This is a genomic window from Myxococcus sp. MH1, from assembly GCF_059738865.1.
Genome location: NZ_AP026947.1, coordinates 3,086,475 through 3,103,793, shown reverse-complemented (window position 1 = coordinate 3,103,793; position 17,319 = coordinate 3,086,475). Strand labels below are relative to the sequence as shown.

Here is a 17,319-nt window from a genome sequence, read left to right as displayed (position 1 = left end):
GTACACGACGAACCATGATGGAAACCCCGTTGCAGTTGTAGCCCTCGAATCCAACGGCGGGCCCGCACCTTGGGTCAAGCGTCGCCCTCCTGACGCGTTGCGCCCAATGTCCACCCGACGTCAGAGCTTGTGGCGCCGGAACGGGTTGTTGAAGGGTTGCGAGCCCTCCTTGTCACTGGAGCCCGGGCCTGACGCGAGCTTGCCCCCGGCCGCAAGGTGTCCGTGGACCGACGAGAGGATGCGCCCCCGCGTTCTGTCGCCCCAGGTCCACGGTCACCTCGCCGCTCAGGTCCACGGCGTCTTCAGGAAGGCGACGTCCTCGTGGCCCAGCGTGGGCACGACGAGCGCTCGGTCGAGGTACTGGTTGAAGCGCTCGCAGGAGCACTCGGGGAGGAAGAGGCACCCGTGGCACGCGGCGCCCTCCAGGTCGCGGTCGTCACGGCCCGTGGGTTCGTGATGCGCGCAGACGGGGTCGTTGGAGCACAGGCGCGCGTCCTCCAGCGCCCGGGCGAGGTGCTGCCCCAGTCGCCTCCCCTCCTCCACCAGGCCGCCCAGCGTGCCTTCCGCGCCCGTGGTGCCCGTCATCAACAGGATGCCCGCCATGGGGACGGCGTCGCTGTGCGGCGCGCAGTACAGCCGCTCGCGGATGGAGCTCGCGGGATAGCCACACTCCAGCGCCACCTGGGTCATCAACAGGTGCGCCAGTGAATGGAGCAGGTAGAGCCGCACGCCCGGGAAAGGGAGCTTCGAGCCGGAGCCCTGCTTCCAGCGCTCATAGCCCGCCCGGAGCACCTCCTCGCGCCGCAGCACGGGCTCGGACAGCTCCCAGGCGTGCACCTGCGGCTCGTCGAGCACCAGCAGCATTCCCTCGCCCTGCATCTCCGTGACGGGGACCCAGTCCCGGTGGAGCGACATCGGCGCGAGCGCCACGTCCAGGTCGTAGCGCCCCTGGAGGTCCTTCGTCAGGGGCTCCAGCCGGGTGAAGCCGACCTGGGCCTGGACCTCCCGCAGCCGTCGCGCCAGCACCACGCGTTCGACCAGCGGGGGCAGTCCCTGGGGCCGAGCGATGCGCCGGGCCCAGAAGACCTCGGTGCGGTCCCTGGGCATCTCGCCAGGCTTCTCCTGGGGCTGTGCGAGGAACTGGAGCCACTCCGCGGTGCGGATCTCCGGGACGGCCTCGGGCGAGTGCTCGCGCTCCGCGGTGATGGCCGCCAGCACCTCCGCGTTGGAGGCGGAGCCGAGCGCCGCCTGGACCTGGGGGATGGTCCGGAAGGCCGGCAGCGTCTCCGCGGTGGCGGACTGGAGGATGTTCCACGCGGACTGCACCTTGCGCCGGAGTGACTCCGGTTCAGGGATGGTGATGGCGCTGGTGGTCTGCGCGAAGTAGCCGTTGCTGGCGGTGCGGACCAGCAGCCGCTGCTTCTCGTCGCAGCGCTCTTTCGCCTCCAATCCCAGCCAGGGCCGCTCCCCGTCGCAGCGGTCCTGCTGCTCCTTGTGGGTCATGTCGATGAGTCGTCTGCGCTTGCCGCACGTCGAGCACGCGACCTCGATGTCACTGAAGTCACCGCTCACGCCCTCCTCGAGCTTGAGCTGGGGGGCGTCGCAAGGCTTGCGCTCGTGTGTCCACCAGGTCCAGTCGATGTCCGACAGGTGCCCACGAGGACAGGCCGAGACGAAGCGCACCGGCACGCAGCGCTCGGGCTTCGCGTCCCCACCCGCGCAGCGGTGGCGGTACTCCTGGTTCACGCGCTCCAGGCTGTTGGCCCGAACCAGCGTGCGGCAGTGGGGGTTCTGGCAGACGAACCAGCGCGGAAACTCATACACCTGGATGCCGCAGGACTCCGTCGGCTCCCGCTCGTCCCCGGCAGGGGGCTTGCGGAAGGGGGCCTCCTTGCTGAGCGGCCACTTGTTGCGGTGGTAGAGCGGCTCGACGATTTCCAAGAGCCGTGGCTCGTTGACCACCTCGCCCTGCCCCTTGAGGCGCCAGAAGTCGAGGCCGCCCACGAGGACCGCGTCATTCAGCAGGTCCAGCATGCTGCCAGGACCGAAGGTGGAGACCACCTGGCTCTGGCGCACGCGCCCATCCGGCGGCCGCGTCGAGCGGGCCCGGGTCCACTTCCTACGGCTCGTCATGCGCCACCTCCTCCGTCGCGGCCTTCGGGGCGCGGTAGCCACCCAGGGGTTGCCGTGAAATCCACAGGTGCACCGAGGACTCCACGTCACGCATGGACGTGGGTGCCTCGAACTTGAGCTCGTCCTGGGTGAGGTCGTCGGTCCGGTCCAGGAAGCCGTGCAGCAGGGGCTTGAGCCCCTTCCCCTCCGGGTCGTAGCGAGAGTACGCGCGCTGGGCGGCGTCCTTCTTCGCCTGTTCGATGATGTTGCGCCACGAGTCGAGCAGGCCTCGCGCGCGCTGCATCACGATGTCGCTGGCGCGCTCCGCCTCCTCCGTGGGCAGTTCTCGGCCCGCGCGTTTCGCCAGTGCTTCGAGCGCCTGCTCCAGCCGGTCCCGGTGCGCCTGCAGGGACTTCCACTCCAGGGGCGCGGTCATGGCGGTGTCCAGCAGCCGGCCCAGCGCCACCACCACGCCCGCCAGCCCCCGGTCGAGCGCCGGTGCCGAGAAGGGAGTCACCGAGGTGGCCTCGACGAAGCGATAGAACGACTCGTGGTACGTCCCGAAGCGCTCGTAGTGGCTGCGGTCTCTGGGCTTGGCGGCGTTGAGGCACGTCACCACCAGGCCGGGCTTGTTCATCTTGCGGCCCACGCGGCTGGACGCCTGGATGTACTCGCTGGTCGTCTTGGGTTGTCCCGCCACGACCATGAGCCCCAACCGGTCGATGTCCACGCCGACGGAGATCATGTTGCTGGCGAGCACGACGTCGATGCTCTGGGGCTGACCGTGCGTGAGCTCCAGGCGGTTCTTCGAGGCCTTGATGTCGGCCGTCTTCTCCCGGCTGGTCAGCTCGATGGGCTCGCCGCGGATGGTCCTGCCCCGGTACCAGGGATGCTCGGCGTCCTTGCTGAAGTCCTCGGGACGACGGCGGACGCGGTCCATCACCAGTCGGCGCACCTCGTCCTCGACCAGCCGGCGCATGCCGCCCAGCTCACGCAGGCTGTTGAAGTAGCCGACGAGCGTCAGGTACGGGTCCGCGCTCACGGCGCCGTGGAGCTGTTCTCCGCGCGCGGCGGCGGCGAGCAGGCTGACATAGACGCGCAGCAGGAGGGCCTTCATGGGCCGCCCGGGTGCCGCCACGCCCAGGTATTGGCGCGCGCCCTTCTTGCCCACGGAGGCGAAGAACGTCTCGGAGGCATCCACGCCAGGCGGAGGGAAGAGCGCGACGTCCCGTCCATAGAGGCGACTGACCTGTTGCCGGGAGCGGCGGACAGTGGCGGTGGAGGCCACCAGCTTCGCCCGGGGCGCGAGCGTCAGGACGGCTCCTTCGTAGAGGCCCACCATGGAGCCCAGCGGGCCGGAGATGAGGTGCAGTTCGTCCTGCACGATGAGCTCCGGGGGAGGCAGTCCCTTCGGGAGCATCACGAGCGCCGCCTTCACATCCGCGGCATCGTTGCATGGACCGACGAAGCGCTTGCCGGTACGACCGAGGACACGGCCGAAGAGCGAGCCCGTCTCTCCACGCCACGGCAGCATGGCGAACTTGTCCACGGTGGCGACGAGGAAGCACGGCAGCTCCCGGTAGATCTGCTCGTCGACGAAGAGGACGGGGAGCCCTTCCGGGTTGCGTCCGAGGTTGAACGAGCACGCGATGTTGGCGCAGCCGACGAGGACTTCCTCCGGTCTGGATTTGGAGGGACGGAGGATGAAGCACTCCCGTTCGAATGGCGTGGCGCACCAGGGGCAGGTGGCGAGCGGGAACGGAGATTGTGCGCGGGCGCTGTTGTCGTTCTTGTACTCGGTGATTTGCGTGGAGGCCTGCTCCAGCGTGTTGGCGGTCGCGGAGCGGCCGACCCACAGTCCGATGGAGAAGCGCACGGCGCCCAGGCGTTTCGGCTCCTGCTGGCGGAGTACTTCGAGCGCGCAGATGAGGGTCGCGGCGCGACCGAGCTGGTCGAGGGTGAGCAACCGCAGCGTGTAGCGAAGCAGCACCGCCACGCCCAGGCCGCCGTGGAGGTGGGCTTGCCCCCGGAGGCGGCGCAGGAGCAAGGTGAAGGCGATGAGGCCCAGGTAGGCCTGCGTCTTTCCGCCGCCGGTGGGGAAGAAGATGAGCTCCACGAGCTCACGGTCCGCGTGGTCTTCGTCCTCGACAGAGGGGAGGTTGAGCAGGATGAAGGCGAGCTGGAAGAGGCGCCATTTGGGAGCCTCGTCCTGCCGGACCTTGCGCTCTGACTGAGCCATGACGCTGTTCATCCAGCGGAAGGCGTCGAAGGCGAGAGGTTCCCGGGCCAGGAGCTGGATGCCGTCCTCGATGCGGTCAGCCGCACGGCGAGCCCTGCGGATGAGTTCATCCCGGGTCTTCTCGCGGCGTTCGCTGCCAACAGCGAGCGTGGCCTGGGTGGCCACCCATTCACGGTAGGTCCGGACCAGGGGAAGCAGGGCCGCCACGGCCTCGGAGGGTGTCGTGAACACGGCGAGCTGCTCCATGCCCACCGTGACCTCGTCGAGCTGCCTCGCTTCGACAGGGAGCACCTCGACGCGTGGCAGCCAGTCCGTTTCCACGCGAGTGACGGGGACGGAGGTGGATGGGATGCGCACGGAGATGCCATGGCCCACGGCCCACCGCTGGCGGTCACGGAACTGGAGGTCGTTGACGAGGTCGTCTTCGTCCTCGCTCCTGGCGTCGCTGGAGTCCTGTCGGCTGACGAAGCCGTGCGCGCATTCCAGGGCGAGGTGGGTTTGGAAGACGTAGGCCTCGTCCCGGTCGGCGGAGGTGCTGGTGGGAGGGCGTGCGTTGACGAGGAAGATGGCGACCGCGAGCTCGCCTTCGCGCGTTTTCTCCACATGGCCCTCCAGGCGCAGGCCACCGCTGTCCTGGACGTACAGTCCTTCCCGCAGAGTCGCGTCGTTCAGGTGCAGGGTGACGGTGCGTTGATGGAAGGTGCGGCGCCACTGCTTGCGCCCCTCTGCATCGATGCGCTGATAGTCCGCCCAGCAGACATGGGCGGTGAGCTGGGACGTGCCCGCGGGGACGAAGACGGACAGGCCCATGGACGCGGGCAGGCGGCGCACCTTCTTGGCGGTCGGATCGGGACGAGAGGACTCCTCATCGTCCTCGTCATTGCCCGCGGCCAGGTCGTCTTCCTCGTCGTCGGGGTCATCCTCGATGACACCCTGATCGAGCGGGACGAGGAAGCCCGTCAGGTACCAACGGGACGGTGGTGTGCGGAGCACTTCCGAGGCGTCCGAGACGGGAGCCCCTGGAGGCTTGTGGAACGGACCGACGAGGTCCGCTTCGAGCGCATCGATGAGGTGGGAGCGGACCGCTCCCGTGTCAGAAGCATGCATGGGAGGCCTCAAGCGGTCTGGGCGCGGGACTTCGAGGGACTGCGGACGGTGGGATGCGCTTCCTCGTAGGCGCGGCGTTCATTCAGGTCGAAGAGGCGGTCGAGAACTTCGTCCTCGAAGGCTTCGAGCTGTTTGGGAGTAGCTCCGCAGTACGGAGGAACCTGGATGTCCTTCCAGCCATAGGCATCCAGGACGACCTGGTCCACGGCCACATGCAGGTCCCGCAGACGCTGAGTCGCGGCGTCGGTGACCGACTTGTCCTTGAGCCGGTTGTAAGTCGTCGTCAGGCCAATGGTGTGGGCCTGCATGTACTGGTGGCGTTCGAAATTGAGCCGTTCGCCAATCGAATCGAGCGCTGAGGCTCTTGCGGAGACCGGGAAGGGGAAGGTTTCGAAGCAATCGCTCGGCGCATAACGAAGGTCGTTGCGCATGGAGGATGACAGCAGACGTGCCCAGACCTCGTGCACCCGTGACTGCAGGGTCGTCAACCAGTGGGCCTGCTCGACAGGAACGACAATGACTTGCTCGCTGAACACGACAGACGGCGACTGCCACGAGAACATTAGGTGCTTCGAGACTCGAGAGGTCGCAAGACAACGACTCAATGGACGGAGCGCTTCATAGAGCTCAGGACGCGGCCGGATAAACTGCCACCAGAACTGCTTCGCGCCTCTGTCTTTGACCTTGTCTCGCTCAGGTTTCACCAACTCCCGTACGGTACGGATGAGGTCGGGCCAGCGTTCCGCTTCCTGTAGTTCCATCTGCCCGAAGTTGATGACGTGCCTTTCGAGTTCAGGACTCGGGTCGGAATTGAGCTCCTCGCCACCCACGTAGCGAAAGATGCGCGCCGCGTTCTTTGATGATTTCGAGACAAGAGTCGAGCGCTGCTCGGGGCTGAGTACGAACCCCATTCCAAGGACGATGCTTCCCTGGAAGCTCTTCCCCGTGTTGGCAGTGAGCGCCACGGGCTCTAATCGCTCGGGTTTGCCACGGAGCCGAGAGTTGATGCACTTCACGGGCAGGCGATCCAAGCGAGGCTCTAGAATCAGGCCGGAGACGTGCCCCTTCGCCAGATGCACTACAGACACCGAGACATTGGCTCCAGCCACCGGCCACTTCATGGAGCGCACGGCGTCGTAGAGGTGGCCGCCATGGTCCACCAGGTACTTCAACCCCGTGGCCCTCGTGTCCCCCTGCGCGATGGTGTTGGTGGCGATGAGTCCGAAGCTGCCGTGCTCACCCAGAAGATGAAACGCACGGCGGAAGAAGTGCGCGGAGAGATCCGCGTTGCCGTGCGCCCCCTCATGAACCGCCTGGAGCCAAGGGAGGTAGTTCTCGCCCCCCGTCTCGATGATGGCGTTCTTTCCCGCGAACGGCGGGTTCCCCACGAACCCATCGATCCACGCAGCCTTGTTCGGCTGCTCATTGTCGAGCGGATCTGGCCGGCTCCCATGGAAGACCTCCGGGAACTCCAGCGGCCAGTGGAACGTCCACGACGGCGCGGAGAAGGCCGCGATGTGCGCCGGAATGGGAGGCGGAACCCCATTCTTCGCCTTGGACAGCCACGCCCCAATCAGGTCCAACCGGCGGACGCGCTCCCTCTCCCGCTCCTTGTCCGACCCCTGGGCGAAGAAGGCCCCGACGCACGCATTCGCGATGTGCTTGATGTCCCCCAACGCCGCGTCCGCATCCCGGAGAAGCCCCTCCTTCACTCGACCGGGCTCCAGGTCCAGTTGCAGCGGCTTGCGGTCCGGCCCTTCCAGGTCGAGCGCGAACTGGAGGATCTTCTCCCGCTTCTCCAGCGAGCAGTTCAGCGCCTTCGAGATGAACGCCCAGGACAACTCCGACTGCTTCTTGCGGGCTGGGGCCCAGTGGAACGCTCGAAGCTGCTCCAGGTCGAGCCCGACCAGCGAATCCCCGCACTTGAGCGCATGGTCCAGGAAGGTGAAGGGCTCCGTCTTCGCCAGCGTCACGAGCCACAGCGACAGCTTCGCGAGCTTCACGGCCCATGGGTTCTTGTCCACACCGTACAGGCATCGCTGGGCCACCAGCCGGCGTGCCCGCATCACCTCGTCCTCGTGCTTGTCACGCTTCAGCACGCCCTCACGTGTCCAGGCGGCGACAACCTGGTCCGCGAGGAAGCGGCAGGACTCCACCAGGAACGCACCCGACCCCATGGCCGGGTCGCAGATCTTCAGGTTGAGGAGCCTCTCGGAAGACGGCTGCGGCCCCATGGTCTTGAGCAAGGGCTCCAGCGCCCGGCGGACGATGGGGGACGACAGACTCCGAGGCGTGTAGTGGCTGCTGGTCCGTCGCCGCTCGTCGCCGGGTTGCAGCACCAGCTGGGATGCGCGCCGTGCCTCGGTCCCCTTCGCGCGGTACGGCTCCAGCGCGGTGAGGACCAATTGCTGCGTAGAGGCCTGCTCCAGCGCTTTCGACAGGGCCTTTACCGCCTTCGCGTCGAGGCCCGTCTGCTCTTCCAGCCAAGCCGCACGCCGCTTCGAGGGCTGTGCCAGCACCTCGTCCACGGAGATCCATACCTTCGAGGGCTTGAGGCAGATTCCAGCCCCGGTCAGGCGCTTCACGTGGAATCCCATCAGGCCCTCGTACACGGAGCCGATCTGCTCCACGTCGAGCGACTTGAAGCTCAGTCGCTGCCCCTTGAGGAATACGAGCCGCTCCAGGACCTGCAGGACCGTCTCGTCATCGATGGGAGGCACCCGCGCATCCGTGCCCTCCTCGGAGGAGCCCACTCCCCCCAGGAAAGGGAATGCGTCAGGGTCGAAGAGTTCCCCACGCCGTGCCGGCATTCGCAGCTTGTCGTGCGAGGCCCCCAGGTAGATGCACCGGAAGAGCGCCAACAACCGAGGCCACGCACCGAAGCGCCGATTCATCGAATCGGGGTATTGGCTGCAGTCCTCGACGAGCTGCGCGTGAAGAGCCTTCACCGACAGGTCATCGCGATAGGGCTCCTGGTCCACGGGGAGCAGGCCCCGGTCCTCCGCGTAGAGGATGAAGACGAGTCGCAAGAGCGTGGAGAGGAGCCCGCCGTAGACATGCTCCTCACCTCGTGAGAGCGCCTCGTCCAGGGCCCGAGAGCCATCCCGTTCTGCGGCTGTCTCGAAACCCGTGAGCAGGATGCCGAGCGCCTCCAGGACCTGGTCGGCCAGCTCGTCGGTGACATCCGCCTGCCGGCGGCGTGACTGCTCCAGGAGCGCGGGGAGCTGATGCTCGGGCAGCACGCCGAAGAAGCGGCGCGCATGCAGGAGCATCACCATCGCGTCGAACAGCGGACGACCGCTGGCGGTGACGAGGTCCTTGAACCGGAAGGTGATGTGCCCGGAGGTCTCTCCGTGGGGCGCATAGACGAGGCGCACGGAGTCCTCGTTGAACAGCAGACCGATGGGGACACGGGCTGCGCGCAGCAGTCGGTCGAACTTGGCGGTGGGCTCGTAGAACCACGCGCCCGTGGTGTCTTCCTTCTTGTCCAGGTCCAATCCGGCCGGCAGCTCCCAGGTCAGGAGCGCGAAGCCCTCCGCGGCGCGGCTGATGGGCGTGGAGTCATCCGGCAACCCTTCCGGCCTCGCGGGAGGGGGCCCTCGTCGCAACAGCCCCCGCGAGGGCTTGAGGGTCTGTTGCCCCTCCTCGATATCGAGCTGGAGGTCCTCCGGAAACCTCGTGGTGAAATCCTCCTCGGTGTAGCCCAGCACCTCCCGGAGGAAGCGCGGGACATCCGTCACGCGAGGTGACTCCCGGCCCGCCAACAGGACGAATCGCGACTGAGCGGACACGGGCAGGCGCTGCATGCACTGCGCGTCCTCGAGGACCGGGATGGAGACCACCAGTCCTTCGATGGGCTGCGCCATCCCCATCCACGTCTGGTGATAGCGACGCTCGACGTCCCCGCCAAGGTTCTGACCGTTCATCAGCGAGCCCCCGGCCACAGGTAGACCATGCCCACGGGAACCAGGCGGGCGACCCGCACGGCGTAGGTGGCCTTCAAGGATTCAGGTTGTTCGACGAGTTCCCTGCCGAGTGCCGCCAATCGCTGTTCGAGGTGCACCTTGTCCCTCCTCCATTGGTCCTTCTCGGCCTGGGCGTCGAGCGAGAGCTCGAGCTGCGCGCTCAGTGCCTCCTGGATGGCCTCCTTCTGCTCGCGGAGAATCTGAGTCAGCGCCTTGGCTTCGGATGCGCCGCGCGCCGCCAGCTTCTTGCGAGCCCCCTGCTCTCGCGCCGAGGCCTGTTCCTCGATGGCGGGCCAGAGCTTCGAGAAGTCGGACTCGGCACTGGTCAGCAGGCGTTTCTGGACGGCCTTCGGTATCGAGGAGAGCGCGGGCGCTTCCGCCAGCGTGGTCTCCAGTTGGTCGATGACCTTGCGGTCCGCCTCATCGGCGAAGGGCTTCAGGTGCCCTCGGCCGCCGCCGTCCAGCCACCTGGCTGAGACAGAGACCACCTCGTCATGGAGCCGCGCGGCGCCCTCGCCGAAAAGAGACAACCGGCCGAAGACGATGACGCGAGCCACGGCGTCGCGTTGGGTCTGGACCACGGTGACACGGCTGAGGTCGTTCGCGGAGAACCCCTGGGCCAGGAACCGCTGGAGCACCCGCTGGACGAGCGGATGGGACAGGTGCAGGTGGACGAGCTTGCTGGAGACGCCCGGAGGTGCCTCGAAGACGACGGGAGACAGGGGGCGCTTGCGCCACTCCCAGGGTGCCTCGTCGTGCGCCCGGCGCGGACGAATGGAATCCAGGGTTGTGCTCCAAGAAGCGGGAAGCGCGGGGACCCTCCAGGCCTCCAGCGTCCGGCCCTCTTCCGTGAGGGTCTCCCGCTCCAACCGGCCCGCACCGGCCAGCTCGAACCCCACGTCCAGCGCATCGCGCAGCAGGACGGGATTGAAGTCCATCACCTTGCCGCTGCGCTCGCGGAGTTCTCCAATCGCATCCAGTTCCTTGCGCAGGGACTGGAGCGTGCGCTGAGACTCCAGTTCCCGCTTCGTCACCTCCGTGCGAGTCGAGGTCGCGGCGCGGGAAACGCGCTCCAGCGTGCCCTTCGAGATGCCCGAGGCGAGGGCATCGTGCATCTGGGCCATCAGCACACAGCCCAAGCTGCCCAGCTCGCGAGTAATGGTCTCCACCTTGCGAGCGAGGGTGTCGAGCACCGCATCCTCGGCGCGCTGGGCGTAGACGAAGTAGCCGCAGCGCACGGTGGGAGCGGGTTGCAAGGCACGGTCGATGCGGCCGTTGCGCTGCTCCATGCGTGAGGGATTCCACGGGACGTCGATGTGGAAGAGGTCCGCGCAGTGGCCTTGCAGGTTGATGCCTTCGCGCGCGGCGTCGGTCGCGAGGAGGACCCGCACGGGGAACTCCTCCATCGAGCCGTTGAAGGCGGCCTGCACCTCCGCGCGCTTCACGTCATCGATGCCACCAGTCAGCGTGAGGATGCGCTCATCCCCCCGGTGGGTCCCCTCGAAGGCGGCGGTGAGCTGCTCCTTGAGATAACGGAGCGTGTCGCCATACTCGGTAAAGAGGATGACCCGACGGGGCTTCCACGGAGCGCCCTTGGTGAGCGGACATTGGTGCTCGCGAATCCAGTGGAGCAGGGCCCGCAGCTTCGCATCCCGGGCCGAGCGGTGCCGGGCGCTCAGCTGGAGCATGTCCTCCAGGAGCTTGCGAGCCTGGGCGTTGGTCGACAGCGGCTGACTGTGCTCGCGAATGGCCTCCGCGAACGACAGCTCGAGTGCGTCGTCCGTCTCGCCGTGCTCCTCGGACTCGGGAGCCGTGTCGCCGGTGAGCGCTCCGCCGTCGGGAACCCGCGTCCCCGAGCCGAAGGCCGCCGCGTGGACGGAGAGGGTGCGGTGGAATGCCTCGATGCTGGAGAGGAGGCGCTTCTGGAGGTTGATGAAGACCAGGCGCCCCTGCTTCGTGCCGGGCGCCATGAGTTCCGTGTAGCGCGCCAGCTTCTGGGACAGCTCCAGTTCCGGGGCGGAGGCTTCGCCCAGGTCGACACGCTCCTCGACGGTCTTTCCGTCCGGGGCGAGCCACTCGGCGTGCCAGCGCCCCGAGTCATGCGTCAGGCGCACGCCCACCACGTGTCGCTCGGGGTAGCGCTGTGAGCTGCCCAGGGCGCGAAGGTCACCCTTGAGCCGGCGCACCATGACGGGAGCCAGCTGTGATTCGCGGACGCGGGTGCCACGGGTGAAGCGCTGTGGGTCCAACATCTCCAGCAGCGCGGAGAAGCTGTTGGAGTGGCCGTTGTGGGGCGTGGCGGAGAGGAAGAGCCGGTGCTCGAAGCGCTCCGCCAGGGAGCGGATGCTACGAGTGGTCTCCGTGTCGATGGCGTACCGGCTGGCCGAGGCGGGCGCGACGACGTGTGCCTCGTCGAGCACCAGCAAGGACTTGTGGTGTCCCTTCTCCTCCAGGAGGGTCTTCAGCGGCTCGAAGTACTCGCTGCGCCGCAGGGTCTGGTACGACACGATGAAGCGAGAGTGCGTGGCCCAGACGGGGACCTGGAAGCCGCGCTCCTGACGGCGGCGGGAGACGAACTCGCTGTTGAAGATTTCGAAGCGCAGGCCGAAGCGTTTCTCCATTTCATCGCGCCACTGGAGCGTCACCGACGCCGGGCAGACGATGAGGACACGGTCCACGCGCTGGCGGAGGATGAGTTCCTGCAACACCAGCCCCGCCTCGATGGTCTTCCCGAGCCCCACGTCATCGGCGATGAAGAGATTCACCCGAGGCAGCTCGAGCGCCTTCTTGAGAGGCGTGAGCTGATGATTCATCAAGTGGATGCCCGCCCGGAACGGCGCTTGGAAGAGCCGGGCGTCGGTGGCGGTAACGGAACTCCACTTGAGTGCATGCAGGTACGCAGCGAAGTGACGCGGCTCGTCGAAACGAACAGGAGGTCCCAGTCCACCCTGATGGGGTCGAATGACCCGAGCAGCGAGCTCACGCTCCCACAAGACAGACAGGGGGCGCCCCTGTGCGTCATCATCGAGACACGTGAGGCGGACGAGGGTGTGTTGCTCCCGGATATCTGAAGGAGCGATGACCTCGTTGACCAGATACTGACGGTGTCGAACCTGCGCGATATCACCCGCGCACGGCATGGGAGCGATTGGCACAGGAGATACATTCCGCTGGAGCTGTGTAGCGGACCATCACCCTACGGTGGTAGAGTGCTCACCCCCTGGTGGTATGTAACGCCGTCATCCTGCAAAATACGCTGCGGGTGTCGATGCATGTATCCAACCAGAGCCGAAAACCTCCCTCTGCGCCGAGGTGACAAAGTTCCAAATGCAGCGGCACGCACGCGGCCAAGTCGACCACCTTCCGCTGTCGGCCTCAGAAAAAAGCCCAACAACCTCGCGACTGCTGGTCTTCTCATTCAGTAAATGAACATGTCCTGACGTGGAATCACTGGCGACACCACACAAAGCAGCGGTCATGCAGTGTCACCACCGAACCTGAGAGGCGCGACTCCAACTACAGCCATAGGATTAGAGGCCTAAACAAACCGGCATGGCGGCCGACAAGACTGCAGGCACCGCTGTCAGCGAAGCGGTTTAATCAGGGTCTCCAAATGCAAAAAGAGGAAACAGCGAGCCTTAGCAGTACCAAGCGATTGCCAACCAATTTCCGGAGTTCTGCTGCACATGTTCATTGAGCGGCTCATTTTGAGCAATTTCAGGTGCTTCGGCCCCGAACCATTGACGATTGATCTCACCCCAGGTCTGACAGTTCTAGTTGGAATCAATGGCGCAGGTAAGACCGCCGTCATGCAGGCACTCCAGCGCCTTTTCGGCATCACCGGCGATCAAAGGCGCATTCGTCGCCAAGACTTCCATATTCCCTGTACTGAAACGGCTGCGATACTTCAACGCACCTTTGTTCTTGAGGCTGTTCTCGCCTTTCCCGAACTGGACGCCACAGACGCCGACGCCGGAGCCATTCCAGAGTTCTTCCACCAGATGGCCGCCGACGAAGCAGGTCGGCTGAAATGCCGGCTGCGGCTCGAGGCCACCTGGAGCGATGATGGCTCACTAGACGGAATTATCGAGCAGAAGTACTGGGTGGTCCGAGTGTTTGGGCAGTTCACCGAGGCGGATTGCATCGAGTTGAAGGCGATCGACCGCGCCCGTATTCAAATGATCTATGTGCCCGCTTCGCGTGACGGAGCGTCTCAGGTAACGGCCTTTCTGCGGGGGCGACTCTGGCGGGCGATCAACTGGTCGCAGGGCGTGCGGGACACGTTCGCCACCGCCGGCTCGGCACTCAACGGAGCCTTCACCGGTGAAGCCGCTGTCACTCTTGTATCGACCGCCGTCCGGCGGCGCTGGCAAGAGGTCCATACCGCAGGTACCGACACGACTCCGGTGTTTCGGCCGGTCGACCTGCGTTTCCAGGATTTCATCCGTAAGGCTGAAGTGGTGTTCCGCCCCGACGAAGCTGGCCGCGAGCGCTCGCTCGATGACTTGAGCGACGGACAGCGCTCACTTCTTCATTTGGCGATGACAGCGGCAACATTGGATGTCGAGGGCAGCATCGCCGCTAATCCGGCCACTGATGGATTTCAACCTGGTGGCATCCCTATCCCAGCCTTGACGCTAATCGCGGTCGAGGAACCAGAGAATAACCTTGCGCCATTCTATCTCTCACGGATCGTGCAGCAGATTGAAGACTTGACGAAAGGGAGCCGTGCTCAGGCAGTGCTCTCCAGCCACTCAGCGAGCATTCTCGCCCGGGTGGATCCGTCGCAAGTTAGGCACTTCCGCATCAACCCGGCTGACCGAACGGCTCAAGTCCGCGCCATTCGGTTACCTGTCGACGAAGAGGAGGCATCGAAATTCGTGCGGGAGGCGGTTCGCACCTACCCTGAACTTTACTTCGCTCGCTTCGCAGTGCTTGGCGAGGGCGCCTCAGAAGAAGTGGTGCTCCCACGCCTCGCAGCAGCGATGGGCTTCGACATAGACCGCTCGTTCATCGCGGTCGTTCCCCTCGGCGGCCGGCACGTCAATCATCTCTGGCGGCTCCTGACCGACCTCGACATCCCATACGCGACGCTTCTCGATCTCGATTGGGGGCGAGATGGCGGCGGATGGGGTCGCATCAAGGGCGCTTGCGCGCAACTCTTGGACATCGGCGTCACGCCACGGGCGCTCTTCGGTCAGCACCTCAATCCGAAGGGGCCAGCGGCTAACTTGGCTGCCTTCGACACACACCAGGCTGAGGACAGTGAGAATTTGCGCGCCTGGGCAATTCAGCTGCGCAAGTTTCATGTTTTCTTCTGTGCACCGCTCGACCTAGACTATTCAATGTTGCGTGCATTTCCTGCCGCCTATCAGATCATCGAACCGGGAAGACAGGGCCCCTCGCGGCAAGGTAATCCGCGCACAGCTGTTCTCGGTGATAGCGGTCGAGGCGACCTCTACGCCGCAGAACATGATCAATCCTTGCGCTGGTATCGTTACCTCTTTCTTGGGCGCGGGAAACCTAGCACGCACGTTCGTGTTCTGACCGGACAGACGCCCGAGGCTCTGGCCGCAGGTGCCCCAGAGGAGTTGCGAGAGCTCCTGGCCTCCATCGCCGCCCGTCTAACCCCATCCACACCACAGGCCTGATCATGCCGCTCATCCGACCGCAAGACTGGCGACCACGGGGCATCAACGACCTAGAGCCCGGCGCGTGGCGTGCGCTGCGACACGCCGGTTCGACCTGCGTTGTTGCCGGCCCTGGCGCGGGCAAGACCGAGTATCTTGCACAGCGTGCCGTCTATCTTCTGGAGACAGGGCTATGTCCGGCGCCTTATCGTGTCTTGGCGATCTCCTTCAAGGGCGACGCGGCGATCAATCTCGCTGCGCGCGTTCGCAAGCGCTGCCCACCCGAATTGGCAAACCGATTCACTTCGCTGACCTTCGACGCCTTCACCAAGGGGCTTGTCGACCGGTTCTTGGCGGCAATACCAGCCGACTGGCGCCCAAGCCGACCATATGAAATCGCGTATCATACTCGTCGGCAGATCGAGGGGTTTCTCGATCATTCCCGCCTCAGCGCTCCCGCCCAATGGCATGCAGAGATTGGCGGCTTTACCTTCGGAACGTTCGAATCCCACCATGTGGGCGTTTATCGTCTTCCCCTCGCGCGGACAGCACCACAGTCAGGCGCGACATTCACTATTCAGCGCTGGTGGGCGGCCCAGCTAGCAGCACAGCCGCAGTCCGCCCTGACTTTCGTGAGCGTCAATCGATTGGCCGAATTGCTCTTGCGCGCGAGCCCTCACATCCGGCGCGCGATCCAACTGACCTATCCGTTCGTCTTTGTAGACGAGTTTCAGGATACAACTTACGCGCAGTACGACTTCCTACTTTCGGCGTTTAGTGGCGGCAAGACTGTTGTGACGGCGGTCGGTGACGACAAGCAGCGCATAATGACCTGGGCCGGCGCGCGAACTGACTCCTTTGAGCGGTTCGCCACAGACTTCTCTGCTGCTTGCATTCCCCTGCTCTTCAATTTCCGCTCCTCGCCGGATCTCGTTCGGATCCAGCACGTCGTGGCAAAGGCGATTGATCCGCAAGCTGCACCCACGGAAGCCCAAGCCGCGCGACAGGTCGACGGCGATGTCGCCCAGGTTTGGAATAGTCCGACAATAGAGCGCGAAGCTAAGCACCTCGTTAGCTGGCTGGCGAATGACATGGCCGCCCGGGGTCGCACACCCCGTGACTATGCCATCTTGGTCAAGCAAAAATCGGATGCCGTCGAGGCAGAGCTTACTATTCCGCTGGCCCAAGAAGGCTTACGGCTGAGAAATGAGAGCCACGCGCTCGGGCGCACGACATTACAAGATCTCCTCTCTGATGAGTTTGCCAGAGTCGCAATCGCCCTACTCCGACTCGGTGCGACGCGCCGAGCTCCGGACGCGTGGCGACTGTGCTCCGCTACGTTATTAGCTATACGAGCGGGCGAATCTGGAGACGAGCTTACGGAAGCAACCACCGAGGCAGCGCTCACTGCTTTTCTGACGGCGCTACGCGCCGACATGGCCAACACGCCACCGACAGCGGCCAGCGCGGCGACATTCGCTGCGCGTGTCCTGGCATTTCTTGATCCGTCTGCACTTGCTCGAACGTACCTCGAATATGCATCAGGCGATTTACTGGCGATTATGGTCGAGGCCTTTCAGATGCATCTCGCCGCGTCAGCAATTGGCGCCACCTCTTGGACACTCTGCCTAGATGCATTCGAAGGTCTCGAACAGATTCCTTTGATGACCGTCCACAAAAGTAAGGGGCTCGAATACGACACCATTGTCTTCATAGGCCTCGACGATCAGGCATGGTGGGCGCACACGCCAGGCAACCGCGAAGGCCTTGCGACCTTTTTCGTGGCACTCTCGCGCGCCAAGCAGCGCGCGATCTTCGCCTTTTGTCGAGAGCGGGGCCAACGACACCGCGTGGCTGAACTGTTCCAACTCCTCACCGATGCCGGCGTGCCGGAGATCGCAATATGAGCAACTCATCGGGCTTATTCTTGGCCGGTGGACGTTCTTCACTTCTGGCGCGGAACCACGGCCATTCGTGCTCCATGGTGGAGTTCCTGGAATTGGGACAAGTCTCGAACTTTGTGTCGTTGGGTCGGAGAGACTGGGGGAAGGCTCCTTGGCGGCATCGGGAAGAGGCCGTGTCTGGAGTTATTTGAGCAGGGACAATGGTGTCCAACATGCCGATGAGGTACGCCCATCTGAGCGCGGAGGCGACGCGGGACGCCGTCCATCCCCTCAACACGCCCTTGATGACAAAGGGCAATATGGGGCAACGGCCATGGGCTCGAAAAACAAAAAGCCCAGCAACCGCTCGGCTGCTGGGCTTC

6 protein-coding genes are annotated in these 17,319 nt (G+C 65.0%); 2 read left to right on the top strand and 4 right to left on the bottom strand.

The features are described from left to right. Positions 1–285: 285 nt before the first annotated feature. From drmB to drmD, 4 genes are read right to left on the bottom strand one after another with little or no spacing between them, the layout of a single operon-like run. Positions 286–2,133 carry a DUF1998 domain-containing protein gene (gene drmB, locus AC6JA9_RS12695; RefSeq protein WP_426747203.1) on the bottom strand — a complete coding sequence of 616 codons (1,848 nt, stop codon included), beginning with the start codon at positions 2,131–2,133 and terminating at the stop codon, positions 286–288. Further along, positions 2,120–5,458: a DISARM system helicase DrmA gene (drmA, locus tag AC6JA9_RS12690; protein WP_497959781.1), complete on the bottom strand. Its 3,339-nt coding sequence runs from the start codon at positions 5,456–5,458 to the stop codon at positions 2,120–2,122. Before drmA ends, drmB begins: the two co-directional genes overlap by 14 nt. An 8-nt stretch (positions 5,459–5,466) precedes the next feature. After that, positions 5,467–9,384 carry a DNA methyltransferase gene (locus AC6JA9_RS12685; protein WP_497959780.1) on the bottom strand — a complete coding sequence of 1,306 codons (3,918 nt, stop codon included), beginning with the start codon at positions 9,382–9,384 and terminating at the stop codon, positions 5,467–5,469. Continuing rightward, a complete protein-coding gene (drmD, locus tag AC6JA9_RS12680; protein ID WP_497960685.1) occupies positions 9,384–12,563 on the bottom strand; it encodes a DISARM system SNF2-like helicase DrmD in 3,180 nt (1,059 codons plus the stop codon). The genes AC6JA9_RS12685 and drmD overlap by 1 nt, the downstream gene beginning before the upstream one ends. A gap of 546 nt (positions 12,564–13,109) precedes the next feature. Here drmD and AC6JA9_RS12675 point away from each other — a divergent pair. Both AC6JA9_RS12675 and AC6JA9_RS12670 read left to right on the top strand, forming a co-directional pair. Next, positions 13,110–15,074 (top strand): ATP-dependent nuclease, encoded by a 1,965-nt coding sequence (locus AC6JA9_RS12675; protein ID WP_497959778.1) that lies wholly within the window; start codon positions 13,110–13,112, stop codon positions 15,072–15,074. A gap of 2 nt (positions 15,075–15,076) precedes the next feature. After that, complete coding sequence (locus tag AC6JA9_RS12670; RefSeq protein ID WP_497959776.1) at positions 15,077–16,960, top strand: UvrD-helicase domain-containing protein; 1,884 nt, start codon at positions 15,077–15,079, stop codon at positions 16,958–16,960. Positions 16,961–17,319 lie beyond the last annotated feature (359 nt).

Coding starts and splice junctions, on each gene's coding strand:
- drmB (WP_426747203.1), bottom strand. CDS start 2,133: ATGACGAGCCGTAGGAAGTGGACCCGGGCCCGCTCGACGCGGCCGCCG.
- AC6JA9_RS12670 (WP_497959776.1), top strand. CDS start 15,077: ATGCCGCTCATCCGACCGCAAGACTGGCGACCACGGGGCATCAACGAC.
- drmD (WP_497960685.1), bottom strand. CDS start 12,563: ATGCCGTGCGCGGGTGATATCGCGCAGGTTCGACACCGTCAGTATCTG.
- AC6JA9_RS12675 (WP_497959778.1), top strand. CDS start 13,110: ATGTTCATTGAGCGGCTCATTTTGAGCAATTTCAGGTGCTTCGGCCCC.
- AC6JA9_RS12685 (WP_497959780.1), bottom strand. CDS start 9,384: ATGAACGGTCAGAACCTTGGCGGGGACGTCGAGCGTCGCTATCACCAG.
- drmA (WP_497959781.1), bottom strand. CDS start 5,458: ATGCATGCTTCTGACACGGGAGCGGTCCGCTCCCACCTCATCGATGCG.